General features: G+C 64.8%; 24 protein-coding genes. 14 read left to right on the forward strand and 10 right to left on the reverse strand.

The window, feature by feature from the left end; genetic code table 11:
- Positions 1 to 74 precede the first annotated feature (74 nt).
- Both RFN28_RS17260 and RFN28_RS17265 read left to right on the forward strand, forming a co-directional pair.
- Positions 75 to 332 carry a DUF2061 domain-containing protein gene (locus RFN28_RS17260; RefSeq protein WP_320288502.1) on the forward strand — a complete coding sequence of 86 codons (258 nt, stop codon included), beginning with the start codon at positions 75 to 77 and terminating at the stop codon, positions 330 to 332.
- Between the two features lie 80 nt (positions 333 to 412).
- A complete protein-coding gene (locus RFN28_RS17265; RefSeq protein ID WP_320288503.1) occupies positions 413 to 1,594 on the forward strand; it encodes an MFS transporter in 1,182 nt (393 codons plus the stop codon).
- Between the two features lie 32 nt (positions 1,595 to 1,626).
- Here RFN28_RS17265 and RFN28_RS17270 read toward each other — a convergent pair whose 3' ends face one another.
- Positions 1,627 to 3,003, reverse strand: coding sequence for an aminotransferase-like domain-containing protein (locus RFN28_RS17270; RefSeq protein WP_320288504.1), 1,377 nt, complete (start codon positions 3,001 to 3,003; stop codon positions 1,627 to 1,629).
- Positions 3,004 to 3,115: 112 nt separating this feature from the next.
- On the opposite strand from RFN28_RS17270, the gene RFN28_RS17275 reads away from it, so the two are divergent.
- A complete protein-coding gene (locus RFN28_RS17275) occupies positions 3,116 to 3,502 on the forward strand; it encodes a DUF983 domain-containing protein (protein WP_320288505.1) in 387 nt (128 codons plus the stop codon).
- A gap of 33 nt (positions 3,503 to 3,535) precedes the next feature.
- Here the strand turns inward: RFN28_RS17275 and RFN28_RS17280 are convergent, their stop codons facing one another.
- Positions 3,536 to 4,093: a GNAT family N-acetyltransferase gene (locus RFN28_RS17280; RefSeq protein WP_320288506.1), complete on the reverse strand. Its 558-nt coding sequence runs from the start codon at positions 4,091 to 4,093 to the stop codon at positions 3,536 to 3,538.
- 205 nt (positions 4,094 to 4,298) lie between these two features.
- Here RFN28_RS17280 and RFN28_RS17285 point away from each other — a divergent pair, with 205 nt between their 5' ends.
- The gene (locus RFN28_RS17285; protein WP_320288507.1) at positions 4,299 to 5,300 is read left to right on the forward strand and encodes a hypothetical protein; all 1,002 of its coding nucleotides are present in this window, start codon (positions 4,299 to 4,301) and stop codon (positions 5,298 to 5,300) included.
- A 58-nt stretch (positions 5,301 to 5,358) separates the two neighbouring features.
- On the opposite strand, the gene RFN28_RS17290 is transcribed toward RFN28_RS17285, so the two are convergent.
- Complete coding sequence (locus tag RFN28_RS17290) at positions 5,359 to 5,808, reverse strand: GatB/YqeY domain-containing protein (RefSeq protein ID WP_320288508.1); 450 nt, start codon at positions 5,806 to 5,808, stop codon at positions 5,359 to 5,361.
- Positions 5,809 to 6,078: 270 nt separating this feature from the next.
- Between RFN28_RS17290 and carA the strand changes: the two genes are divergently transcribed.
- On the forward strand, positions 6,079 to 7,284 hold the full coding sequence (gene carA / locus RFN28_RS17295; RefSeq protein WP_320288509.1) for a glutamine-hydrolyzing carbamoyl-phosphate synthase small subunit: 1,206 nt from the start codon (positions 6,079 to 6,081) through the stop codon (positions 7,282 to 7,284).
- 15 nt (positions 7,285 to 7,299) lie between these two features.
- On the opposite strand, the gene RFN28_RS17300 is transcribed toward carA, so the two are convergent.
- The 3 genes from RFN28_RS17300 to mntR all read right to left on the reverse strand — a co-directional run bounded on the left by RFN28_RS17300 (position 7,300) and on the right by mntR (position 10,239).
- Positions 7,300 to 8,568 (reverse strand): TCR/Tet family MFS transporter, encoded by a 1,269-nt coding sequence (locus tag RFN28_RS17300; protein WP_320288510.1) that lies wholly within the window; start codon positions 8,566 to 8,568, stop codon positions 7,300 to 7,302.
- A 150-nt stretch (positions 8,569 to 8,718) separates the two neighbouring features.
- Positions 8,719 to 9,627 carry a KPN_02809 family neutral zinc metallopeptidase gene (gene ypfJ, locus RFN28_RS17305; protein WP_320288511.1) on the reverse strand — a complete coding sequence of 303 codons (909 nt, stop codon included), beginning with the start codon at positions 9,625 to 9,627 and terminating at the stop codon, positions 8,719 to 8,721.
- Between the two features lie 156 nt (positions 9,628 to 9,783).
- Positions 9,784 to 10,239 carry a manganese-binding transcriptional regulator MntR gene (gene mntR / locus RFN28_RS17310; RefSeq protein WP_320288512.1) on the reverse strand — a complete coding sequence of 152 codons (456 nt, stop codon included), beginning with the start codon at positions 10,237 to 10,239 and terminating at the stop codon, positions 9,784 to 9,786.
- 213 nt (positions 10,240 to 10,452) lie between these two features.
- Here mntR and RFN28_RS17315 point away from each other — a divergent pair, with 213 nt between their 5' ends.
- The 3 genes from RFN28_RS17315 (at position 10,453) to RFN28_RS17325 (ending at position 13,442) form a co-directional block, all read left to right on the forward strand.
- Complete coding sequence (locus RFN28_RS17315) at positions 10,453 to 11,814, forward strand: Nramp family divalent metal transporter (RefSeq protein ID WP_320288513.1); 1,362 nt, start codon at positions 10,453 to 10,455, stop codon at positions 11,812 to 11,814.
- Positions 11,815 to 11,901: 87 nt separating this feature from the next.
- Positions 11,902 to 12,696, forward strand: coding sequence for a protein-L-isoaspartate O-methyltransferase family protein (locus RFN28_RS17320; protein ID WP_430678233.1), 795 nt, complete (start codon positions 11,902 to 11,904; stop codon positions 12,694 to 12,696).
- Between the two features lie 95 nt (positions 12,697 to 12,791).
- Entirely contained in the window at positions 12,792 to 13,442 is a 651-nt protein-coding gene (locus tag RFN28_RS17325) for a dihydrofolate reductase family protein (protein WP_320288515.1), read from the forward strand.
- A gap of 230 nt (positions 13,443 to 13,672) precedes the next feature.
- Here the strand turns inward: RFN28_RS17325 and RFN28_RS17330 are convergent, their stop codons facing one another.
- Entirely contained in the window at positions 13,673 to 14,539 is an 867-nt protein-coding gene (locus RFN28_RS17330) for a LysR family transcriptional regulator (protein WP_320288556.1), read from the reverse strand.
- Positions 14,540 to 14,638: 99 nt separating this feature from the next.
- Here RFN28_RS17330 and RFN28_RS17335 point away from each other — a divergent pair, with 99 nt between their 5' ends.
- Positions 14,639 to 15,238 (forward strand): LysE family translocator, encoded by a 600-nt coding sequence (locus RFN28_RS17335; RefSeq protein WP_320288516.1) that lies wholly within the window; start codon positions 14,639 to 14,641, stop codon positions 15,236 to 15,238.
- 5 nt (positions 15,239 to 15,243) lie between these two features.
- Here RFN28_RS17335 and RFN28_RS17340 read toward each other — a convergent pair whose 3' ends face one another.
- On the reverse strand, positions 15,244 to 16,038 hold the full coding sequence (locus tag RFN28_RS17340) for an SDR family NAD(P)-dependent oxidoreductase (RefSeq protein WP_320288517.1): 795 nt from the start codon (positions 16,036 to 16,038) through the stop codon (positions 15,244 to 15,246).
- Positions 16,039 to 16,220: 182 nt separating this feature from the next.
- On the opposite strand from RFN28_RS17340, the gene RFN28_RS17345 reads away from it, so the two are divergent.
- Complete coding sequence (locus RFN28_RS17345) at positions 16,221 to 16,685, forward strand: MarR family winged helix-turn-helix transcriptional regulator (protein ID WP_320288518.1); 465 nt, start codon at positions 16,221 to 16,223, stop codon at positions 16,683 to 16,685.
- A 31-nt stretch (positions 16,686 to 16,716) separates the two neighbouring features.
- On the opposite strand, the gene RFN28_RS17350 is transcribed toward RFN28_RS17345, so the two are convergent.
- Complete coding sequence (locus RFN28_RS17350; protein WP_320288519.1) at positions 16,717 to 17,895, reverse strand: MFS transporter; 1,179 nt, start codon at positions 17,893 to 17,895, stop codon at positions 16,717 to 16,719.
- Positions 17,896 to 18,098: 203 nt separating this feature from the next.
- Between RFN28_RS17350 and RFN28_RS17355 the strand changes: the two genes are divergently transcribed.
- The 4 genes from RFN28_RS17355 (at position 18,099) to carB (ending at position 24,121) form a co-directional block, all read left to right on the forward strand.
- Complete coding sequence (locus RFN28_RS17355; protein ID WP_320288520.1) at positions 18,099 to 18,455, forward strand: ArsR/SmtB family transcription factor; 357 nt, start codon at positions 18,099 to 18,101, stop codon at positions 18,453 to 18,455.
- Positions 18,455 to 19,213: a metallophosphoesterase family protein gene (locus RFN28_RS17360; RefSeq protein ID WP_320288521.1), complete on the forward strand. Its 759-nt coding sequence runs from the start codon at positions 18,455 to 18,457 to the stop codon at positions 19,211 to 19,213. Before RFN28_RS17355 ends, RFN28_RS17360 begins: the two co-directional genes overlap by 1 nt.
- Before the next feature lie 378 nt (positions 19,214 to 19,591).
- On the forward strand, positions 19,592 to 20,401 hold the full coding sequence (locus tag RFN28_RS17365) for an SH3 domain-containing protein (protein ID WP_320288522.1): 810 nt from the start codon (positions 19,592 to 19,594) through the stop codon (positions 20,399 to 20,401).
- Positions 20,402 to 20,617: 216 nt separating this feature from the next.
- Positions 20,618 to 24,121 carry a carbamoyl-phosphate synthase large subunit gene (gene carB / locus RFN28_RS17370; RefSeq protein ID WP_320288523.1) on the forward strand — a complete coding sequence of 1,168 codons (3,504 nt, stop codon included), beginning with the start codon at positions 20,618 to 20,620 and terminating at the stop codon, positions 24,119 to 24,121.
- Positions 24,122 to 24,286: 165 nt separating this feature from the next.
- Here the strand turns inward: carB and RFN28_RS17375 are convergent, their stop codons facing one another.
- Positions 24,287 to 24,751 (reverse strand): cupin domain-containing protein, encoded by a 465-nt coding sequence (locus tag RFN28_RS17375; RefSeq protein WP_320288524.1) that lies wholly within the window; start codon positions 24,749 to 24,751, stop codon positions 24,287 to 24,289.
- Positions 24,752 to 24,913: the final 162 nt, after the last annotated feature.

The following is a 24,913-nucleotide window of genomic DNA, read 5'->3' on the forward strand; positions in this document are numbered from 1 at the left end:
GAATTAGGCTTTGCTCATCCTCGCCTCCGTCGGCTAAGGAACATCCGAGATCCACTGGGAGAATGATGTAGTCGATGGACACCCATTCGCGCAGCTTCGTCAAGGCGCTTTCCTGGCGCGCCACCGGCACGATCGACACGATGATCATATCGCTCGTGGTGACCGGCAGCGTAAAGCTCGCTGCAGCCATCGGCGGGACCGAAGTCATCACCAAGTCGCTGCTCTTTTACCTTCATGAGCGAGCATGGCTGAAAATTCCCTACGGCAGGAACAAGAAGTCGGCCTCGCCGTCCGCGACTGAGGCAGTGCTAAACCCGGTCAAGAAAAGCTAAAGCGGCTTCGACAATTTCTGCATTGCCGGCAGCGCGCATCCGTGGTTTGACGCGCTGCATTCCGTTCAAACCTTTGCGCCATGCTGCCGCTGATTGCCCTCTTCATTGCCGCTTTCGCCTTCGGCACCACCGAATTCGTCATCGCCGGCGTGCTGCCGGAGGTGGCGGAAGGCCTTGGCGTTTCCGTGCCCACAGCCGGCTATCTGGTCTCCGGCTATGCCTGCGGCATTGCGATCGGCGGTCCGCTTCTGGCGCTTGCAACCAGCAGGGTCTCGCGAAAGGCGCTGCTCATCGGGTTGACCATCGCCTTCACTCTCGGCCAGGCCGCTTGCGCGCTTGCGCCAGACTTCACAGCGATGCTTTTTCTGCGCATCGCTGTCGCCGTGGCGCATGGCTGCTATTTCGGCGTTGCCATGGTGGTCGCGGTCGGCCTGGTGCGCGAGGACCAGCGCGGTCGAGCTGTGGCGGTCATCCTCTCGGGACTGACGGTCTCCAACGTCATCGGCGTGCCGGCCGGCACCGCGATCGGCGGTCTCTGGGGTTGGCGCGCGACCTTCTGGGTGATGTGCGCGCTGGGCACCGTCGCGTTTGTTGCCATGCTTGCGCTCTTGCCGCGCACGGCAGGCGCCGCCAACAGACCGGCCGGCCTGGCGCACGAGGTGCGCGTGCTCGGCCGCCAGCAGGTCTGGACTTCGCTCATCCTGATGCTGATGCTGATGATCGGCCAGTTCGGCCTCTACACTTACATCACGCCGACATTGATCGAGGTCACCGGCCTTGACGAAAGCCTGATCCCCTTTGTGCTGTTGCTCAACGGCGTCGGCGCCACGATCGGCGTTCTTTTGGGCGGCAAGCTTGCCGACTGGAAGCTGATGCCGTCGTTGATCACCATGCTTGCCCTGCAGGCGGTGATGCTGGGCGTCATCTATGCAGTCAGCCCCTACCCGGTGCCGATGGTCGCTGCCATCGTTGTCTGGGGTGGTCTCAACTTCGCTATCGGCGCGCCGATCCAGACCCGCATCCTCGCCTGGACCGCGGATGCCTCGAACCTTGCTTCTTCGCTCATCCCGTCGGGTTTCAATGTCGGCATCGCGCTGGCCGCCTCCCTGGGTGCGGCGATGCTCAATGCCGGCCTCGGCTATCGCAGCCTGCCGGTCGCCGGCGCGCTCGCCATGCTGGTGGCCGCGGTTGTGGCACTCGCCTCGCAGACCTGGGAGTGGCGCAGCCGCGCAAGGCCGCCGCTGCCGGCAGCGGCCGAGTAGAACGGCGCGGAGCGCGCTGCCGGTCAGTCGCCTCAGACCGCCGGCGGCGTGTGTCCCGAGCCGCCGGCAAGGATCGACAGCAAACTGCGAAGCCCCTCCCCCAGCCTTTCGCGGCTCGATGCCGCACCCAGCGCCAGGCGCAAGCCATCGGCAACGCCGGAGACTACGGAGAACTCATCCGCCGGACTGATGGCCAATCCGCGGCGCCGGGCCGCGTCGACAAGCTCCGACGAGCGCAAACGCCCCTCGAGCGGGTACCACAGATGCAAGCTCGTTTCCGCCGAGGCGAAACCTGAAGGCAGGATTTCGCGCGCGATCTTCTGCCTGGCTTGCGCTTCGGCACGCACGGCGGCGGTGATCTCGCCGGCAAGGCCGCTTCTCGCCCACTCGCAGGCGAGACCTGTCATCAGTGGCGGCGCCATCATCGTGGTGCCTCGGATTGCCGCGGCGATCCGTTCGATAGCTTCCGAGTCCGGCGCCACCAGGAAGGCAGTGCGCAGGAAAGGCGAGATGCATTTCGCCATCGTGGCGACATGGAAGGTCCGCTCCGGCGCGAGAGCGAGGAGGGCCGGCGGGGAAGCAGTCAGCAACGGGCTGTAGGGATCGTCCTCGACGATTGTCAGGCCAAGCTTGCCCGCCATCCGCGCCAGGTCCCGGCGCCGGGCCTCCGGGATGATGAGCGCGGTGGGATTGTGGAGCGTCGGGTTGAGATATAGCACGCGCGCGTCATAGCGGCGCGCCACCTCCTCAAGATCGTCCGGCAGCATGCCTTTGTCATCAGATTTGACGCCGGCGAGCTTACGCCCTGTTGCCCGGGCCAGTGCAATCAGGCCCGGATAGGTCAGCGCGTCGGTGACGATGGTGTCGCCCTCGCGGGTCTGCGACAGGAGAACGGCCGCAAGCAGCGCCTGCGCGCCCGAACCGACGGCCACCCGGTCGACCGGCAGCCTGTCGCCGGTTGCGGAAAGCCATGCCGAGCCGGCGGCGCGTTCGGCGGGTGAGCCAGGACCCGGGTGATAGGAAAGCAGCGCTTCCGCGCTGGAGCGTCTAAGCAGCCCGTCGATGCCGGTGCGGATCAAGGCCGGCAGGCTGAGGCCGGCGGGCGCCGGCGGAATGTTCATGCTCAAATCGAGGATCGGCTCTTCCGGCTCGCCGGGCGTGATGAAGGTGCCTCGGCCGGCAGTTGCATCGATCAGGTTCCTGCGCCGGGCTTCGGTGAATGCCCTGGTGACGGTGGTCAGGTCGACCCCCAGCATACGGGCGAGTTCCCGCTGCGGCGGCAGCCTGTCGCCCGGCTGCAGCCGGCCGCTCGAACGGGCATCCGAAAGTGCATCGACAATTCTGAGATAGATCGGCCGAGGCCCTTCCTCCAAGGGAGAAAGCCAGTTGAGGTCGCTCTCACCGTTCATGCTGCCTGATCCATACATTTTGTCGCATTGTATGCATACATTCATGATACTAGTGTGTATGTGTAGCCTCAAGGCCGATCGAATGCCGTGCGAGGTCCCTGGAGTGACAACGATGCAAGATCACGCGCACTATCCCGATCTCGAACCCTGGCGGGTTGGTATCCGAGGCCGCTGCCCGCGCTGCGGAGAGGGTCGGCTGTTCGACGGATTTCTGAAGCTGGCACCTAAATGCGATGTTTGCGGCCTCGACTATTCCTTCGCCGACCCGGCCGACGGCCCCGCCTTCTTCGTCATCTGCTTTGCCTGCGTGCCGTCCGTCCTGTTCGCCGTCTGGGCGCAAGTGACCTTCGAGCCGTCCATATGGTTCCACGCCTTCGTTTCGGTTCCCGTAATTCTGGCGACCTGCATTCCGCCGCTCCGGCCGCTCAAGGGCTGGCTTGTGGCAAGCCAGTTCTACTACAAGGCCGAGGAAGGAAGACTGGCCAAGCCCGGCGAATAGCGCGCAGGCGCTCCTCGCCGGGACAGATGGCCGCTACAGATCGATCCGGAACCTCAGGCTTTCAGCGCCGCCATAGGCGGCAACCTTGAAGAATCGCTCGACCAGCGTGCCGCCATTGGCCAGGATCACCTTCTGCGAGGGTGGATTGTCGATATCCGTGGTGATCTCGACATAGTCGAGACCCACCGCCCTCGCCTCTTCCAGCATCAGCCGCAGCGCTTCGCTCGCGTAACCGCGGCCTCGCTTCCAGGGCACAACCGCGTAGCCGATATGGCCGAGCACGTGCGGGGGCAGCGCCGACGTGCCTTTCTGCCAGCGAAGGCCGATCGAGCCTGCGGCCTCGCCGTCCCAGATCCAGCGCCGGAAGCCAGGCAGGCGCGGCACCTTGGTGCCGTCGGGCAAGGCAATGGGCGGCCCCTTCGCCTCGGGATCGTCAAGGCTGGCGAGAAAGGCGATGGGGTCCTCCTCGATGGCCGCGAGCTGCTCGCGCGTCGCCTCCATCAGGCGCACATTGTCCGGCGACCAGCCGCGCTCCAGCGCAGCTTTGTAGGACGGCAGGTGTTCGAGCGCGGGCTTGACGATTTCGATCATCCGAATACTCCGGCGACGGGGTCGAGAAAGGACTTGCCTCAAGCCGCCGTCGCTTGAAAGCGGATTTCGCCCTTGTTCAGGAAGCGCGCGCTGAAAAGTTTCAGCAGCTCACGCTAAACGAGAAGTGTTTCGCCGATCGGCGCGAGACCTTTTATGATCGCATCAGGGTGATTCACGATACCGCTTCGAGAGGGGAATTAAGCTGGTGCGGTTGAGATCTGTTCCGTTCGGCATCATGGGCGCCTTCGGCCTCCTTGTTCTGGCTTTGGCCCTGACCATGTCGGCCCGATCCTTCGCGGCGCTGCGATCCTCGAGCATTCCGGTCTGGCTGCAGGCCCATGTCGGCGAGGGCGACGGTCAGATCGCGCAAGTTGTCCTGGATCGGGCGCGCGCGCTCTACCTGAAAAAGGTGAGCGAAGGTTCCGTGAAAAATCCCTGCTACTTCGCCATGGACGCGACGCGTCCAGGCGATTTGGGCAATGGCGTGCTGGGGCGCCGTTACTACGTCATCTGCGAGGCCGAGCAGTCGTTCCGCGCGGTTTCGGCGGGCCATGGCGGCGGCCGCAACCTGAAGGGCGTCGCGGATTTCAGCAACGGCAGGCGCTGCGCGAAGAACTTCGGCAATGCGATGGATTCCGAACTGACAGCCGGCGGCGCCTATATGACCGCCGAGGCCAAAACGTCGTTCAAGGGTTACTATCGGATCGGCGCAAAGCAGAACGCGGTTTTCATGCGCACGTTCATTCAGTTCGACGGCGAAGGCGAGACGGCGAACGCCAGGCAGCGTGTGATCGGCGGACACCCCGCAGCGTTGTTGCGGGGAATGTGCCTTCGCAAAAGTCCGAACAGCTCATACGCCGACCACGACGGCTATGTGCCCTTTGGCAAGCTGGTGAACTACGCCGGCGGCCGCAGCAATGGCTGCACCAGCTGGTCGCCTGCGGATGCCGAGCAGATCATCCCGATGGTGAAGGACAATCCGACGACGCTTTACATCTACCCCGAGTCCCGGGACATCGCGGCGATCGCGCAGAAAGCGGCATCCAGGCAATCGCTGGCGGGCGCTTATTGGAACGCATCCTGCCTGAAGGAGATCGGCTCTCCGAAATTCTGGCCGAAGAAGACCCTGGAGCCGATCATCGCGCAGTACAAGAAGGATCACCCATTGCCGCCGCCGCAACCGGTGCCGATCTGCAAGAACCCGTAAAAGGGTTTCTGGCGGCGCGATGGCGACGCCATCGGCTCGGCGATGACGGCAGTGATAGCTACTGCAGCAGCCCCTTGACGATGGCGCTCGCCTTGGCGACGTCCATCTGGCCGGCATATTTCTGCTTCAGCGCGCCGATGACCTTACCCATGTCCTTCTGGTTGGCCGCGCCCGTGGCGGCAATCGCTTCCCGCGCGGCCGCGGTGATCGCCGCATCGTCGAGTTGCTTCGGCAGGAACTCGCGGATGATCTCCATCTCGCCGCGCTCCTGCGCCGCCAGTTCCGGCCGCCTGCCGTCCTCGAAAGCCCTGGCCGATTCCTCGCGCTGCTTCACCATCTTGGCGAGGATCTGCAGTATCTCCTCCTCGCTCGCCGCCGCCTTGCCGGCGCCGCGATTGGCGATATCGCGGTCGTGGATGGCGGCCTGGATCAGCCGCAGCGTCGGCAGGCGGTGCTTGTCCTGCGCCTTCATCGCGCTCTTCATGGATTCGGCGATTTTCTCGCGCATCGTGCTTCTCCTTCGATCGCGGCGGACAATAGCTTTGCCGGACGCCCAAGGCAAATCCCGGCAAGCTGTTGATATTGCTTGACGAAATAAATCGATTTCGCCCGGAGGAAGCGTCATTGACCGCTTTGGCGCCTTCCCCTATGTACTGAGCCTCGCATGAACTGAAACTTTGGTTGCGCGCAGGCTCGCGAACTCGCCGCCGCGCGTCGTTTGCTGCGCGGATCGTCCCGCAAACGGGATGATCCGGAAGCAGCCTCTAGGAGTGCCGCCATGGCCACGACCACCGCCCCCTGGGCCACCGAAAAGCCGACCGCCCTTCTGGTGCTTGCCGACGGCACGGTGATCGAGGGCCGCGGCCTCGGCGCCGTCGGATCGGCCGTCGCGGAAGTGTGCTTCAACACCGCGCTGACCGGCTATGAAGAGATCCTCACCGATCCCTCCTATGCCGGCCAGATCGTCACCTTCACCTTCCCGCATATCGGCAATGTCGGCACCAACAACGAGGACATCGAAGACCTCAACCCGGCGGCGCGTGCTGGAGCTGTCGGCGCCGTCTTCAAGGCGAATGTCACGGACCCGTCCAATTACCGGGCAGCCGGGCATCTCGACCAGTGGCTGAAGAAGCGCGGCATCGTCGCGTTATCGGGCATCGACACCCGCGCTTTGACGGTGCTGATCCGCGAGAAAGGCATGCCCAATGCCGTCATCGCCCATGCGCCCGACGGTGTCTTCGACCTCGACGAGTTGAAGTGGCAGGCCGCCGCCTGGTCGGGCCTCATCGGGCTGGACCTCGCCAAGGAGGTCACCTCTGGCCAGTCCTCGGTCTGGCGCGAGACGCCGTGGGCCTGGAACAGGGGTTTCGGCGAGCAGGTTGAGCCATCGATGCACGTCGTGGCCATCGACTACGGCGTCAAGCGCAACATCCTGCGCCTGCTTGCGGGTCTCGGCGCCAAGGTCACCGTCGTGCCGGCCAAGACTGGCGCGGAGGAAATTTTGGCCATGCAGCCGGACGGCATCTTCCTGTCCAACGGTCCGGGCGATCCGGAAGCGACCGGCGAATATGCCGTGCCGGTCATCCAGGACCTTTTGAAGACCGATATTCCGGTGTTCGGCATCTGCCTCGGCCACCAGATGCTGGCGCTGGCGCTCGGCGGCAAGACCTCGAAGATGCATCAGGGCCACCACGGCGCCAACCATCCGGTGAAGGACCACACCACCGGCAAGGTCGAGATCGTCTCGATGAACCACGGTTTCGCCGTCGACCCCGACTCGCTGCCCGAAGGCGTCGAGGAGACGCATGTCTCGTTGTTCGACGGTTCGAATTGCGGCATCGCGCTGACCGGCCGGCCGGTGTTCTCGGTCCAGCACCATCCCGAAGCCTCGCCCGGCCCGCAGGATTCGCACTACCTCTTCCGCCGCTTCGTCAATCTCATCCGCGAGCGGCGCGGCGAGCCGGCGCTGGCCGAGCGCGCCTGACCAGGACGACGCGGCTCAGGCCGTGTCGGTCACTGCCTCCTGCGCGTGCATGCGCTCGACTTCCTTCGGTGTCGGCTTGGCCACCTTCGTCACGAAGACGATAGCCGCCAGCGTCAGGAATACCGCGCCAAGCACATAGGGCGCGCCGCCGAACGCGACCGGCGCGCTCGGTCCGGTGAACCAGGAGAAGATCGCCGTATAGAGCAGCGGCGTGACGATCGAGGTGATCGAGAAGATCGAGGTCATCGCGCCCTGCAATTCACCCTGCGCCGAAGGCGGCACCTTGGCGGCGGCGAGGCTTCTGAGCGGCGGATCGGCGAGCGCTTCCAGGCAGCCGGCCACAATCACCGCATAGATCATCCAGCCCTGCGTCGCGAACGCGTAGCCGAAGGCGCTGAGCGCGGTGAAGGTCAGGCCGATCGCCGCAGTCCTCCATTCGCCGAGCTTGGGGATGACCCGCGGCAGCACCGTCGCCATGACGATCGCGCCGCACAAGCCGAAGACGCCGAGCGAGAAGCCGATCTGCTGCTGGTTCCAACCGTAGCGGTAGTTGGAGACGAAGGACCAGACCGCCGGATACATCATGTGGCCGAGCGTCATCAGGAAGAACACGAGTCCGATCCAGCCGATGCCCGGATAGTTGCGCATCTGGATGAGCGTGCCGACCGGGTTCGCCCGCTTCCATTCGAAGCGGCGGCGATGCTGGTCGCCCAGCGTTTCCGGCAGGAAGAACAGCGCGATCAGGAAGTTCACCAGGGCAAGCCCGGCGGCGAAATAGAACGGCACGCGCGGCCCGAACGTGCCGAGCAGCCCGCCGAGCACCGGGCCGATGACGAAGCCGACGCCGAAGGCGATGCCGAGCAGCCCGAAATTCTTCGCTCTGTTCTCGTCGGTCGAGATGTCGGCGATGAAGGCGGATGTCGTGGAATAGCTGGCGCCGGAAATGCCGGCGAGCACCCGGCCGATGAACAGCATCGGATAGGACCAGGCAATGGCGCAGATCAGGTTGTCGATCGAAAAGGTCAGCACCGAGGCAAGCAGGATCGGCCGCCTTCCGAAGCGATCGCTCAATCCGCCGATGACCGGCGCGAAGAAGAACTGCATCGCCGCATAGACGAAGAACAGCCACCCGCCCTCGATCGCCGCCTCGCTGATGCCGACGCCGCTCAGTTCCTGCAGATAGGCCGGCAGCACCGGCATGATGATGCCGAAGCCGATGACATCGAGCAGCAGCGTGGTGAAAACGAGCGCAAGGCCCCGCTTGGCGGTCTTGGGGTCGATCATGATGGTGTCAAGCTCCTCGGCCGCCCTGGGGCATAGGTTGGCGACACGTTATAGGCGAGCTTGCCACCCGGAACAATAAGCGAACGACAGTCACTGCCTCATCCTGACATCGGCTGCACGCGTCGCGCCGCTGCAGCCTGTATCGCCGCCTCAGACCGGATTGTTGAACGTATCGCAGTCCGAAAGCTTGCCGCTCTTGTAGCCGCGCGTCAGCCAGGTCTGCCGCTGCGCGGAAGTGCCGTGGTTGAAGCTTTCCGGCACGACATAGCCCTGCATTTTCTTCTGCAGCGTATCGTCGCCGATCTGCTTGGCGGCATTCAGCGCACTTTCCATGTCGCCCTGCTCCAATATGCCCTTCTGCGCCGTGTAGTGCGCCCAGACGCCGGCGAAGCAGTCGGCCTGGAGCTCGACGCGCACCGACATCTGGTTGGCTTGCGCTTCGCTCATGCCTTGCCGCATCTGGTTGAACTTGGACATGATGCCGGTGAGGTTCTGCACATGGTGGCCGACCTCATGCGCGACCACATAGGCGCGCGCGAATTCGCCGGAAGCGCCGAACTGCTGGTCGAGCTGCTGGAAGAAGGTCATGTCGAGATAGACCTTGTGGTCGCCGGGGCAATAGAACGGTCCCGCCGCCGAGGAGGCGAAGCCGCAGGCCGAGCGGATCTGGCTGCTGAACAGCACCAGCTTGGGGTCTTCATAAGTAAGGCCGTTGGCCTTGAAGATGCCGGTCCAGGTGTCCTCGGTGTCGGCCAGCACCGTTGCCACGAACTGCTTCATCTCGTCGGAAGCCGGCGCGCCGGTGCTGTCCTGCGCACCGCTGTTGTCCGTGATCTGGCCGCCGCCGTCGCCCAAGATCTGCGACGGATCGAAGCCGAAATACCACCCGGCAAGAACGACCAGGATGACCAGGATGATGCTCGAGCCGCCGCCGGCGCGGCCACCGATCGGAACGCGGAACTGGCCCGGACTGTCGCCCAATCCCCCGCCAAACCCGCCGCCGCTGTCGCTGCGCTCGTCCTCGATGTTGTCGCTCTGACGACGGCCTCTCCAAAGCATGGCAACTCCTCGCAATGCAGATGTCCTGGAAGGATCGGCCCGCCGACCGCCCCCACAAACAATTATCGCAACGGTTGTGCCAAGTCACAGCATTTTTGGGATGCCGCAGGCTCACCGGTTCGGCGATCCGATCCCCGGTCGCATCTCGGGGGGAACTCAGCGGGGCGAGGTCATCGCTCTGCGAAAAGCGTCCAGCGTCTCGGCGCTGACATGGTGCTCGATGCCCTCGGCATCGATCCGCGCTGTTTCGGCGCTGACGCCCAGCGAGCGCAGGAAGGCTTCCACCGTTTGGTGGCGGATGCGGCTTTCTTCGGCGACCTTGCGACCGGCGTCGGTGAGGAACACGCCGCGATAGGGTTTTCTGGACACCAGCCCGTCGGCGCAGAGCCTGGTCAGCATTTTCGCGACTGTTGGCTGCGCGACGCCGAGCCTGGCCGCTATGTCGACCTGGCGTGCCTCGTTGCCGTCCTCGATCAGATCGGCGATCAGCTCGACATAGTCCTCCACAAGCGCGCTGCGGCGCGCCTCGCGCGTCTGCCGGAATCCTTCCGAATGGATCTCGGCATCGGGAAGCGGCTTTTCACGTCGAACCGGCCTGTTCCTCAGCGCCAATATGCGCTCCTCCTTCGCTGCCGAAGCTTGAATCGGCCCGTATTCATAACACGGACCCGAATGGTCTGGCCGTTTATTTGCATTCCCGCTCACGTGCAACCGGCGACCGCGCCGCCCGGCAAAAAGCACAAACAATGAAATATAGCCTATTGCATAATGTTGAGCCATGGCATAGATACAGGGCATATCCGATCCATTCTTGCGGAATCCTCCATGTCCGACGCTGAAGTAGCTGCCCTATCCCGATCCGCGTGGCAATTTGCCCGGACCGAGGCAGGCGAGCAGCCAAGCCTGCGCGAGGTCAACGCTTCGATCGCGGTTCCGCAAACCGGGCTGTGGCTTCGCCGCCTGTTCGCCTTCATGGGTCCCGGCTACATGGTCTCGGTTGGCTATATGGACCCGGGCAACTGGGCGACCGACCTCGCCGGGGGCGCCCAGTTCGGTTACACGCTGCTCTTCGTCATCATGCTGTCGAACCTGATGGCGATCCTTTTGCAGGCGCTGGCCGCCCGGCTCGGTATCGCCACCGGCCGCGACCTCGCGCAGGCCTGCCGCGCCTACTATCCGCGCCCGGTCAATCTTCTGCTCTGGTTCGCCTGCGAGCTTGCAATCATCGCCTGCGACCTCGCCGAGGTGATCGGCACGGCGATCGCGCTGCAGCTTTTGTTCGGCATCCCGCTGATCGGCGGCGCCCTTATCACCGCGCTCGACGCCTTCCTGGTGCTGCTGTTGATGAACAGGGGCTTCCGCTATCTCGAGGCTTTCGTCGTCGCCCTGCTGATCGTCATCTTCGGCTGCTTTGCCGTCCAGATCTTCGTCGCCGCGCCGCCGGCCGGCACGATCCTGCATTCGATGTTCGTGCCGTCGTCCGAGATCGTCACCAACCCGGCGATGCTCTACATCGCGATCGGCATCATCGGCGCCACCGTGATGCCGCACAATCTTTACCTGCACTCCTCGATCGTGCAGACCCGCGCCTATGAACGCACCGATGCCGGAAAGCGGGACGCCATCAGGTGGGCAACCACGGATTCGACCATTGCGCTGATCCTGGCGCTGTTCGTCAACGCCTCGATCCTGATCGTCTCGGCCGTGGCCTTCCACGGCACCGGACACCAGGATGTCGCCGAGATCGGGCAGGCGTTTGAATTGCTGTCGCCGCTGCTGGGCCTGGGTATCGCTTCGATCCTGTTCGCAGTCGCGCTGCTCGCCTCCGGCCTCAATTCGACGGTCACCGCGACGCTCGCCGGACAGATCGTGATGGAAGGTTTTTTGCGCCTGCGCTTTCCGCAATGGGCGCGCCGCCTCCTGACGCGCGGCGTCGCCATTGTCCCGGTGATTGTCGTCACCGCCCTCTACGGTGAAAAGGGCACGGCCCAGCTGCTGGTCTTCAGTCAGGTCATCCTGTCGATGCAGTTGCCCTTCGCCGTGGTGCCGCTGGTGCAGTTCGTGTCGGACAAGAAGAAGATGGGCAATTTCGCCATCCCGCGCAGCGTCACGATACTCGCCTGGGTGGTCGCGGCCATCATCCTGGTGCTCAACTTCAAGCTGCTCTACGACACCGTCGCAGGCTGAGGCCGAACCGCGACTTTTCGCGCCGGCCGCGCTACCTTCCTGGATATGGCCGAGCCGGATGAAGCCCGCAAATTCTACGCCAAATTGATGGCTGCGAATGCGCGCTCGGCCGATCCGCGCATTGAGGAGGTGTTCGCCTCGGTGCCGCGCGAAGCGTTTCTCGGCCCCGGCCCCTGGACCGTTTTTGCCGGTGACGGCAGGTTCGAAACGCCGAGCGCCGATCCGAGCTACCTCTATCAGAACGTGCTCGTGGTGCTCGATGCCGACAGGGGCATCAACAACGGCGAGCCGCTCCTGCACGCCATGTGGATCGGCAAGGTCGAGCCGAAGCCCGGCGAAACCGTCACCCATATCGGCGCCGGCACCGGTTATTACACCGCGCTTCTGGCCAAGTTGGTCGAACCGGGCGGCAGCGTGGCCGCCTTCGAGATCGAAGGGGATCTTGCTGCGCAAGCCGAGCTCAATCTCGCGGCTTATGGCAATGTCGAGGTCGTCCATGGCAACGCCGTGACCAGCGCGCTTCCGCCCTCCGACGTCATCTATGTCAATGCCGCCGTGATTGCTCCTCCTCCGGCGTGGTTGAGGGCGCTCAAACCTGGCGGCCGCATGGTCTTTCCCTGGCGTCCGGCAGAACGCGTCGGCCTCGCCATGCTGGTCATGCGCGTGGAGGGGGGGTTCGCCTGCCTGCCCTTCATGGGCTCCTGGTTCATCCCTTGCGTCGGCGCCTCCGTCGCCGGCCCCGAGGCAAGAGTGCCGACCCGCGAGCGCGCGCTCCGCACGCGCTCGATCTGGCTGACTGAAGACAAGGCGCCCGATCGCACCGCCACCGCCGTCTTCGGCGATGTCTGGTTTTCGTCCCGCCCTATCCGTGCCAGGCGCTAGAAATTTACAGGCTCGTGTCGGAGAGCAACCGCGTCGTTCGTCCTTGGGCTGAAATCCGCCCGTGACGGCGCGGATCGAGAAAAAGGGAGAGACAGATGCGAAAGATCATCGCCGCCACATTCGTCAGCCTCGATGGCGTTATGCAGGCGCCCGGCGGGCCGGAGGAGGATCCGGTCGGCGGCTTTCAATTCGGTGGCTGGACGTTCCATTACTTTGACGAGGTGGCGGGTGCGGCAATGGATGAAATGTTCTCCAAGCCCTTCGCCCTGCTGCTCGGCCGCAGAACCTATGACATCTTCGCCGCCTACTGGCCGTATCAGAAAGATCCGATCGCAGATGTCTTCAACCCTGCCACCAAATATGTGGCGACCCACCGCCCGGATTCCCTGACCTGGCAGAACACCCAGTCGCTTGGGCCAGATGTCGTTGCGAGGCTCAGGCAGCTCAAGCAGGAAGACGGACCTGACCTGCTCATCCAGGGATCGGGCAATCTGATCCAGACCCTGCTCGCCAACGGCCTGATCGATGAGATCCGGCTGATGATCTTCCCGCTGTTGCTGGGCAAGGGCAAGCGGCTGTTCGGCGACGACGCGATGCCCGCCGCCTTCAAGCTCATCAAGTCGCAGACGTCCAGCACCGGCGTCATCATGGCGACTTACGAGCGAGCCGGCGAGGTCCGCACAGGTTCGTTTGCTCAGCAGGAGCCTTCCGAGGCTGAACTCGAGCGGCGCAAGAACTGGAAGTAGCGTTCCAAGGCATTCACCAAGCTGGAGCACCCCTCATCTGACCGAGCTTCGCTCGGCCACCTTCTCCCACAAGGGGAGAAGGGAGAGCTTGGCACGTACGGCTCAGCAAATGTCCAGCGTCGACGATTGGCTAGAACGCCGGCACGATCTTGGCTTCTCCCCTTGTGGGAGAAGGTGGATCGGCGCGCAGCGCCGAGACGGATGAGGGGTGCTCCAGCGAGATTCCTACCTCACGCTGCCTGGCGGTAGCGCGCCAGACCCTCGCGGATATGAGCCGCGAACGCCTGCGCGGCTGGCACGGTGGCGTGTTTGGGCAGATGCAGGTTGACGGAGAAATTCGGCAGGGCCGGAAGGCCGGCATCAGACAGGATGTCGAGATCGGCCGGCACCGTCGAGGCAAGCCAGGTGGTGACAGCAAGGTCCGAGCGCACCGTCGCGGTCGTGGCATCGATGTTGCCGTTCTCGAACACCGTCCGCCAGTCGAGTCCATGCTCCCCGAGTGCGGCCAACACGGCCGGCCGGAAGGCGCAGGTGTCGGCAACGATCGAGACCGGCAGCGGCCGCTTCAGGCGTGCCGAGCCGCCTCTGGCGCCGACCCAGACCAGTCGGTCGACGAGAAGACATTCGCCGGCGGACCTGCCGACGCGTTCCTCGATGACGGCAAGGTCGATGGTGCCCGCCGCCAGGGCCGCCGAGAGTTCGGGCGAGGAGGTGCAGACCAATGATATCTCCACCTGCGGATAGGCCTCGGCGTAAGCTTTAAGCACCGGCGCGAGCAGCGTACCGACGAGATCGTAAGGCACGCCGATCCGCACCTGTCCGGCAACCACCCTGCCCTTGATCTCGGTGAGGATCTCGTCGTTGAGCTGCAGCAGTCGCCTGGCCTTGTCGAGCAGCCGCTCGCCGGATCGTGTCAATCTCAACCCGCGGCGGTCGCGCTCGAACAGACTTTGCTCCATAAGCTCCTCAAGCCGCTTGATCTGCTGGCTGACGGCACCTTGCGTCAGATGAAGCACGTTGGCGGCCGCCGTCATGCTGGCCTTGTCGGCCGTCGTTACAAAGGTGCGGACGAGAGTCGTGTCGAGGTCGCGGATCATGGTTGGCATTATAATCTCTAATGCAAACCATATCAAACATTGCATTTACTGATGTCGTGAGGCGCCTAATCATGCCGGCTCCTCGATTGGGAAGCCCGCATGTCCGAGACCATCATCCCTCTTATCCTGTTCGCGCTGATCTCCACCTCGACGCCGGGCATCGCCACGACGCTGTCGACGGCTTCCGGCGCGCAGTTCGGCTTTCGCCGCTCGGTGCCGCTGATGGCTGGCAGCGCCGCCGGACTGGCCTCGGTGGCGGCGGCAGGCGCGGCGGGCCTCGCCGGACTGCTGGCCGCCGTCCCGTCCCTGCAGCTCGCCATGAAGATCGCAGGCTCGCTCTATCTGATCTGGCTGGCGGTGAAGATCGGCCGCAGCGGCCCGCCCAACCTCGACGTGACCATGGCCAAACCAAACAGCTTCTTCGGCGGCGCCGGCATCCAGTGGATGAACCCCAAGGGCTGGGCGATGGGGTTGGGCGCGGCCGCCTCGTTCGCAGCGCTCGCAGACGGCCCCTTGCGGCTCGCGCTTCTGTTGGGCGCCGTGTTCGGCCTTGCCGCCGCTTTCTCGCTGTCGCTCTGGTGCGTAGCCGGCACACTGCTTGCCCGCCTGCTCAAAACAGAGCGGCAATGGCGCACGCTCAACATCGTGCTTGGCATGCTGCTGGCCGCCTCGATCCTGCAGATGTGGCGGCCAGCCTGAAAAGACTATACGGCGTAGCGCGCCGCCGGCTTGCCGGCGAACAGGCTGCCGTAGAAGCGGTCCCTCGCGCCGAGATAGGTATCCAACCCGGCTGGATCGGCCAGCCCCGGAGCGGTGACGGTCTCGCCCTGGGCGAACCCGGCAAGTGCCGCATCAACCAGATCGTCGGCGCTCATCACCCAATCCTGATTGATCCTGTCGAGGCTGATTCCGGAGGCGTCCCAGAATTCGGTGCGGATCGGCCCGGGCAGCACGACCTGCGCCCTCACCTTGGTGCCAGCGACCTCCTTCTGCAGCGCTTCGGTGAAGTTGACGACATAGGCCTTGGTGCCGCTGTAGATGCCGCCGACGGCGATGCCGTAGGCGACGACCGAGGCGATGTTGATGATGGCGCCGCGGTTGCGCGCAAGCAGACCCGGCAGCACCACCCGGGTCAGACGCGTCAAGGCGACGACATTGACCTTGATCATGCGCTCGGCCGCATCGGCGTCGGCTGTCGCCACTGTCTCGAGGCCGCCCATGCCGGCATTGTTGACCAGCAGCGTCACGCTCTCGTCCGCGCTGATCGCCTGCTCGACCCGGCGCAGGTCGGCATCCACGGAAAGATCGGCGACAATCGTCTCGACCTTGCGGCCATAGGCGTAAGCCAGCCGGTCCGCCACCTCCTGCAGCCGGTCGGCGCGCCGTGCCACCAGCACCAGATCGTAGCCCTGACTGGCCAGCCGGTCGGCATAGACCGCGCCAATGCCCGAGGAAGCGCCGGTGATCACGGCCGTGCCCTTGTTTTCGTTCGTGCTCATTGTCCTGTTCCTTTTCGTCCTGTTCGGCGTCGACACGTCGGCCACCAAGCTTATGTCCAATTTCCAATTAGTGGCATATGCCATCTTTCGGAAGTAGGTATATGCCACTATCTTGTCAACGGAGGCTGCGAAAACTATTTCTGTCGCAGGCTGGCGCGCGTTTTCGCCGGCAAGGAGTGAATATGACCGAAGCTCAGCAGCCGGGATTCAGCCGTTGCAACAACGCCACCTTGCGGCGCGCCGCGCGCAGGCTCGGCCGCTTCTACGATGACGCGCTGGCGCCTTCAGGGCTGAAGGGAACGCAGTTTGGCCTGCTCTTTCAGATCCATGTCGGCGGCGAGCCGGCGATGGGCGCCATCGCCGACGCGCTGATCATGGATCTGTCGGCGCTCGGCCACACGCTGAAACCGCTGATCCGCGACGGTTATGTCGAGACTTTTGCCGACAAGGACGACCGCCGTATCAAGCGCATACGGCTGACGCCGCAAGGCCAGGCCAAGCTCGACGAGGCGATCAAGCTGTGGAGCGCCGCCCAGCGGCAATTCGAGGATAAGGTCGGCGCGGAGCAGGCCGCGCATCTGCGCGCGGCGCTGGACGCGGTGGCTGATCTGGATTTGGAAATAGCGGGGGCCGCTCCTTCCAGCTGAAGAAGCGGCCGTCGTTCAGGTCTGCGGCTGTCTACTCCGCCGGCATGGCGACCGGGCGAGCAAACGCGCGGCCGGCGAGAACCACACCCAGCCCCACGATCGGGAATACCGCCGCGATCAGGCCGAGATCGGCCGGCGCGCCGAAGCGCAGCACAGCGCCGCCGACCACGGCGCCGAGCGCGACGCCGAAATAGAGCGCCGAGGCATTGAGCGAGAGCACGATCGGGGCGGCATCGGGCGCTATTCGGAGGATGCGGCTCGCCTGCGCCGGCGGGAAGGCCCAGCCGACGATGCCCCACGGCACCATCATGCCCATCAGCGCCGGCCCGGCGATCGAATGCGGCAGGAAGGTCGGGATCAGCGAGAAGGTGACGAGCATCGCCGCGGAGAGCGCCAGCGACCAGCAGACGGTGCGCGACGCGCCGAAACGGTCGGCGGCCTGGCCGCCGGCGATGTTGCCAATGACGGCACCGATGCCGAAGGCAAGCAGCATGCCGGGCAGTGCAAGCGGGCTGAGACCGCCACCCTCGATGGCGAGAGGCGCGATGAAGGCAAAGACGGTGAAGGCGCCGACCAGGGCGAGCACTGTGGTCACCAGAATCGGCATCACGCCGGGACGGACCGAAGCCGCCAGCCGCGCCCTGAGCGGCAGCCTCGTGCCGATAATGCCGCGCGGCAGGCGCCACCACAAGATCGCGCCGGCAAGCGCGCCGAGCCCAGCAATGGCGAAGAATGTGCCGCGCCAGCCGGTAATGGCCGCGACCAGGGCGCCGAGCGGCGCGCCGACCGCAACCGCCACCGTGGTGCCGCCGACGACGACGGCAATGGCGCGGGCCCGGTGATGGTCGTCGACCAGCGCCACGGCGGTGCCTTGGGCGGTTGCCGCGAACAGGCCGGACGAAAGCGCCATGACGATGCGCGCGATCAGCAGCAGTTCGAAGGACGAGCTCACCGCCGCGACCAGATTGCCGATCACGAAGAAGACCAGCGTCCACAGGATGACGCGCCGCCGGTCCCATTCGCCGGTCAGCGTCGCCAGGATCGGCGCGCCGATCGCATAAGCGAGCGCGAAGGCGGTGATCAGCGAGCCGGCGAGCGGCACCGAGATGCCGGCATCCGCGGCGATATCGGGAAGGAGGCTTGAGATGACGAAGCCCTCGGTCGAGATCGCAAACGATCCGAGCGCAAGCCAGAAGATCCGCTTGTCCATGGGGAGGTCCTTAGTTCAAAAGTTATTGAACAATTGGACATAACGGAGCATGATGTCAACGGAGCCTGGGCAAAATATCTGAACCCTCCTGACAGCCCTGTGTCAGGACGGGCCGCAATGAAGAATGGAAACGAAGAAGCCGCGTAACCCGCGAGTGGAGGAGACGCGTTGAAGTTGGTTCAGTTTGTGCTTAATTCTCGGCCATGACCTTGCCCCATCCAACCGCTGACCAGATCAACCTGCCGATCGTGCTTGCCGTGCTCGGCGACCCGACCAGGCTCGCCATCGTGCGCTATCTGGCCAGCAAGGAAGGCGTGCCGATGAACTGCGGCAAATTCCTCGACCTCGCCTCCAAGACCAACCTCAGCTACCACCTCGCCAAGCTGCGTGAGGCAGGCGTGACCCGCACTGAGGCGGTCGGCACTAGCCGGCTGATCACGCTGCGCCGCGACGACCTCGACAAGCGCTTCCCCGGCCTGCTCGACAGCGTGATCGCGGCCGCCGGCGAGGACAAGGCGCTGCCCATGGTCGGCTCCGCCGACACCGAAATCGACGCCTGATGCGCATTGCCGTCCTCGCCGACATTCATGGCAACGTGCTGGCCCTGGATGCCGTGCTCCACGATCTCGAGCGGCGCGGCGGCGCCGACCTCATCGTCAATCTCGGCGATTGCGTCTCCGGCCCGCTCTGCCCGCGCGAGACGATTGAGCGGCTGGAGGCGCTCGGCTTGCCGACGGTGCGGGGCAACCATGACCGGCGCGTCGCCCAGGATCCGGCCGACGAGGAAATGTGGCCATCCGATCGCTATGCGCAGGAGCGGCTGACTGCCGTCCAACTCGGGGCGCTGTTCGCTCTGCCTTTGACTCTGGAGATCGCGCCCGGCGTCGTCGCTTTCCATGCCCGGCCAGATCACGACGAAAAGTACCTCGCCGATGCGATCGTCGACGGCCAGCTGGTGCGCGCGCCGCTCGGCGCCATCCGGCGCCGGCTGAAGTCGCTCGACCCGGCCTGCCGCCTAGCGTTGTGCGGCCACAGCCATCGAAGCGAGCTCATCCGCATTCCGGGCGGGCCGGTCATCTTCAACCCCGGCAGCGTCGGCTGCCCTGCCTATGAGGATGACACGCCTCCGGCGCATGTCTCGGAGCAAGGCACCCCGCACGCGCGCTATGGCATCGTCGAGTTGGATGCGGCTTACCGCCCCGACCGCTTCGAGGCGATCGCCGTGGACTACGACCATGAAGCCGCCGCAAAGCAGGCCGAACAAGCGGGCCGGCCGGAATGGGCGCACGCGCTGCGCACCGGTTTCATTAAGGGTTAGCCTCTCAACCTCGTCATCCCAGGGCGAAGCAGGAGCGAAGCTCCGTCGCGGAGACCCTGGGATCCATGCCGTTACCTTGATCGACGGGTGCAAGCGGAGCAGAATTCTGCATCGCAGCAGCGCTCTGAAGTCACGGCATGGATCCACGGGTCTACGCGGTACGCTTCGCTTCCCGCTCCGCCCGAGGATGACGACGGAATGGGCATTTCGGCCAATCGCCAAGGCATGCGCCCTGCCAAGGCAAGCATAGCCAGGCTGAAGCGTCCATTTTGGAGATGACATGCGACGGCAACCTCCCATACAAACGCCGTGGCTTGAAGTGGGCGCGCTGATTCTGGCCGCGCCTGAAAATTGCAGTGCATTGCCCATGGCCGAGGGATGAAGCGCAAAGTCACGCTCCGATCGACATTGCTGATCGCCGCTCCTTTGCTGCTGGCCGCCTTGCCGGCCTTGGCCGAGGAAGCGCCGGGCACGATCATTTCGATTATCGGCGGCCTTGCGCCGGACGATCTCCTCAACATCCGCGCCACCGCTTCGCCAGGCGGAAAGATCGCGGCGCGCCTGCCGAACGGCGCGGCCGTCAAGAATTACGGCTGCAAGGTCGTCAACAACTATCCCTGGTGCAAGGTCGAGGATACGCAGGACGCGCATATCACCGGATGGGCGCCCGCCCGCTACCTCAGTCCAAACAACCCGGCGCCGGCGCCCGAGGATGCCGCCGTCCCGGCGGCCGAGGCGGCGGTTGCGCCTCAGACCTCCGAAGAGCTGCCGCCGGACATCGCCGCGCGCCTGGGCAGCGGTCAGCCGGCCGATCCGCCATCCGCGGCCGATATCAGCGCGATCGCCATGCAGGATGCCTATGGCCTCGCCTTCGCGGCCTCGGCAAACGCTCAATCCGTCACCCCTGCCCCCGATGCCGCCGGCGGCATCCCCTGCGCCCGCCATGTCGGCCAGCCGATGACCCGTTGCGACATCAGCGTCGCGCATGAAGGCGGCGACAGCGTCGTGACGGTGACCTGGCCGGACGGCGGCACACGCGTCATCACCTTCCGCGATGGCAAGCCCGCCGGCTCGGACTCATCCGACGAGTTCCGCTTCACCCGCGAGGGCAGCTTGAACATGATCCGCATCGGCGTCTCGGAGCGCTTCGAGATTACGGATCAGCTTGCGCTGGGCGACAAGCAATAGGGGAGTAAGGGAGTAGGGGAATACGGCAGTAGGTTTCCCGGCGCGCTCGAAGCTTACTCCCTTACTCCCTTACCTCGCATTTTCGGGGTTACATCCGCCAAAACTCTTCCCTATAAGGCCCTCCTAGCCTGATACCAGAATCGCAAGCACAACCGGCCGGGTCCTCCCGCGCCCGGTTTTTCGTGCAAGCCGCTCGCCGAACGGAACTCAAAAGACATGCCAAGACGCACCGACATCCAGTCGATCCTGATCATCGGGGCCGGCCCCATCGTTATCGGCCAGGCATGCGAGTTCGACTATTCCGGCACCCAGGCCTGCAAGGCGCTGAAGGAAGAGGGCTTTCGCGTCATCCTGGTCAACTCCAATCCGGCCACCATCATGACCGATCCGGAGCTGGCCGACGCCACCTATATCGAGCCGATCACGCCCGAAGTGGTGGCCAAGATTATCGCCAAGGAGCGGCCGGATGCGCTCTTGCCCACCATGGGCGGCCAGACCGCGCTCAACACGGCGCTGTCGCTGCGCCGCATGGGCGTGCTCGACCGTTACAATGTCGAGATGATCGGTGCCGACGCGCATGCCATCGACAAGGCCGAGGACCGCGCGCTGTTTCGCCAGGCGATGAGCAAGATCGGCCTGGAGACGCCGCGCTCGATGCTGGCCAACGCCACCGACGTCAAGAACGCCGACCGCAAGACGCACGAGGCCGAGCGCGCCGCGCTGAAGGCCGAGAACCCCGAAAACCTCAATGCGGCGCTCGATGCGCTGGAGACACGCTGGAACCTCGGCGAGGGCGACCGCAAGCAGCGCTACATCAGCCACGCCATGGCGATCGCCGCGGAGGCGCTCGACCATGTCGGCCTGCCGGCCATCATCCGCCCCTCCTTCACTATGGGCGGCACGGGCGGCGGCATCGCCTACAACCGCGCCGAGTTCTACGATATCGTCCAGTCGGGCCTCGACGCCTCGCCCACCACCGAGGTGCTGATCGAGGAGAGCGTGCTCGGCTGGAAGGAGTATGAGATGGAGGTCGTCCGCGACAAGGCGGACAACTGCATCATCATCTGCTCGATTGAGAACGTCGACCCGATGGGCGTGCACACCGGCGATTCCATCACCGTCGCCCCTGCGCTGACGCTCACCGACAAAGAATATCAGATGATGCGTAACGCCTCGATCGCGGTGCTGCGCGAGATCGGCGTCGAGACCGGCGGCTCCAACGTGCAGTTCGCCGTCAATCCGGCCGACGGCCGCCTGGTGGTGATCGAGATGAACCCGCGCGTCTCGCGCTCCTCCGCGCTCGCCTCCAAGGCCACGGGCTTCCCGATCGCCAAGGTCGCGGCGAAACTCGCCATCGGCTACACGCTGGACGAGCTGGAGAACGACATCACCGGCGGCGCGACCCCGGCTTCGTTCGAGCCGACGATCGACTATGTCGTGACGAAGATCCCGCGTTTTGCCTTCGAAAAATTCCCAGGCGCCGAGCCGATGCTGACCACCGCCATGAAGTCGGTGGGCGAAGTGATGGCCATCGGCCGCACCTTCCAGGAGTCGCTGCAGAAGGCGCTGCGCGGACTGGAAACCGGCCTGACGGGCCTCGACGAGATCGAGATTCCCGACATCGGCCACGGGCCTACCGCCGCCAATCACGTCGACGACCGCAACGCCATCCGTGCCGCGCTCGGCACGCCGACGCCCGACCGGCTGCGCATGGTGGCGCAGGCTATCCGCATGGGCACCTCGCTCGAAGACGTGCACACCATGTGCAAGATCGACCCGTGGTTCTTGGAACAGATCGCCGGCATCATCTCGATGGAAGAGCGCATCCGCGAGCATGGCCTGCCGGAGGACGCCGCCAATCTGCGCATGCTGAAGGCGATGGGTTTTTCCGACGCCCGCCTCGCGTCGCTGACGAAGACCGACGCGGAAGCGGTCCAGAAGGTCAGAGAAAAGCTCGACGTTCATCCGGTCTACAAGCGCATCGATACCTGCGCGGCCGAGTTCGCCTCGCCGACCGCCTATATGTACTCGACCTATGAGACGCCCTTCGCCGGAGCGCTCGCCAACGAGGCGCGGGTGTCGTCACGCAAGAAGGTCGTCATCCTCGGCGGCGGCCCGAACCGCATCGGCCAGGGCATCGAGTTCGACTATTGCTGCTGCCACGCGGCCTTCGCGCTGCGCGACGCCGGCTTCGAGGCGATCATGGTCAACTGCAACCCGGAGACCGTCTCGACCGACTACGACACCTCCGACCGCCTCTATTTCGATCCGCTGACGCCGGAGGACGTGCTGGAGATCCTGCGCGCCGAGCAGGCGTCCGGCGAGTTGGTCGGCGTCATCGTCCAGTTCGGCGGCCAGACGCCGCTGAAGCTCGCGGATGCGCTGGAGAAGGCCGGCATCCCGATCCTCGGCACCTCACCCGACATGATCGACCTCGCGGAAGACCGCGACCGCTTCCAGAAGCTCTTGCACAAGCTCGGCCTCACCCAGCCGAAGAACGGCATCGCCTATTCGGTCGAGCAGGCGCGCCTCGTCGCCGCCGAGCTCGGCTTCCCCCTGGTGGTGCGCCCGTCCTACGTGCTCGGCGGCCGCGCCATGCAGATCATCTACAACGAAGGCATGCTGCAGACCTACCTGCTCGACACCGTGCCCGGCCTGGTGCCGGAGGACATCAAGCAGAAATACCCCGCCGACAAGACCGGCCAGATCAACACGCTGCTCGGCAAGAACCCGCTCTTGTTCGACACCTATCTCACCGGCGCCACCGAGGTCGATGTCGACTGCCTGTGCGACGGCAAGGAGACGTTCGTCTCCGGCATCCTGGAGCATATCGAGGAGGCCGGCATCCATTCGGGCGATAGCGCCTGCTCGCTGCCGGTGCATTCGCTGCACCCCGATATCGTCGACGAGCTGGAGCGCCAGACTGCCGCGCTTGCCCGCGCGCTCAATGTCGGCGGCCTGATGAACGTGCAATACGCGATCAAGGACGGCACGGTCTATGTGCTGGAAGTGAACCCGCGCGCCTCACGCACCGTGCCCTTCGTCGCCAAGACCATCGGGCGGCCGATCGCAAAAATCGCGGCCCGCATCATGGCCGGCGAGACGCTGGAGAACGCCTTCGCCCATTACGGCGCGATGCCCGATCCGCGCAGTCCGGGGCACATCGCCGTCAAGGAAGCCGTCTTCCCCTTCGCCCGCTTCCCCGGCGTCGACATCCTGCTCGGGCCGGAAATGCGCTCGACCGGCGAGGTGATGGGCCTCGACCGCGATTTCGCTTTAGCCTTCGCCAAGAGCCAGCTCGGCGCCAATGTCGACCTGCCGCGCTCCGGCACGCTGTTCGTCTCGGTGCGCGACGAGGACAAGAAGGGCATCCTGCCCGCCGTGAAGCGCCTCGCCGGCCAGGGTTTCAAGGTACTCGCCACCTCCGGCACCGCCCGCTTCCTCGCCGAGAACGGCGTGGTGGCGGAAAAGATCAACAAGGTGCTCGAAGGCCGCCCCCACATCGAGGACGCCATCCGCAACCGCCAGGTCCAGATCGTCTTCAACACCACCGACGGCCAAAAGGCGGTGTCGGACTCGAAATCGCTCCGCCGCGCCACGCTGATGCAGAAGGTGCCGTATTACACAACGCTGTCTGGTGCTGCGGCAGTGGCCGAGGCAATTGCGGCGCTGCGGGCGGGGAATTTGGAGGTTCGGCCGCTGCAGGAGTATTTTGGGTGAGGCGCCTTACGTTCTCCCCTTGTTGTGGGAGAAGGTGGATCGGCGCGCAGCGCCGAGACGGATGAGGGGTGTTGGAAGAAACTCAACGTCTCATTCCGTCCAGCACCCCTCATCCGTCGCCTTCGGCGACACCTTCTCCCACAAGGGGAGAAGGGGGAGCTTATCTCACCCCTGCCCCGGATACGGCATCCCACCCTTGTGCAAAAACCGTCCATCCGAACTCGGGCTCATCATGTCGATGTCGGAGCAGGTGATGACATCGTCCGGGTTGCGCGAGCCGACTTCCAGGTAGCGCGCCGTCACTGACGAGCGGTTGATCATGTGGTGGCCGTTGCCGCTGTTCTTGGCGAAGGTCGCGCAGTCGCCGGCCCTGAGCAGCGTTTCGCCGCCGTCCTCGACCAGCGTCAGTTCCCCCTCAAGCACATAGACGAACTCGTCCTCGTGGCTGTGCCAGTGGCGCTGGCTCGACCAGCCGCCGGGCGGCAAGGTCATCAGGTTGACGCCGAAATCCTTCAGGCCGCCGGCATCGCCGAGGCGGCGGCGGGTGCGTTCGGCGCAGGGCTGGTCGAAGGGTGGAGGGTAGCCGGAGCCTTTGCGGACGGGCACGGCGGATAGGTCGATCTTGGGCATGGCTTCCTCCCGTTAGTTCTATGCCGGCATTGCGAATGCGCGCTCCCCCTTCTCCCCTTGTGGGAGAAGGTGGCCGAGCGAAGCTCGGTCGGATGAGGGGTGTTCCAGCTTGGCGATAGGCCACTCACAACAAGTTTCATCAGCGCAGAAAAGCTACGCAAT

It is taken from the genome of Mesorhizobium album, assembly GCF_033977205.1.
Taxonomy (GTDB): Bacteria; Pseudomonadota; Alphaproteobacteria; order Rhizobiales; family Rhizobiaceae; genus Mesorhizobium; species Mesorhizobium album.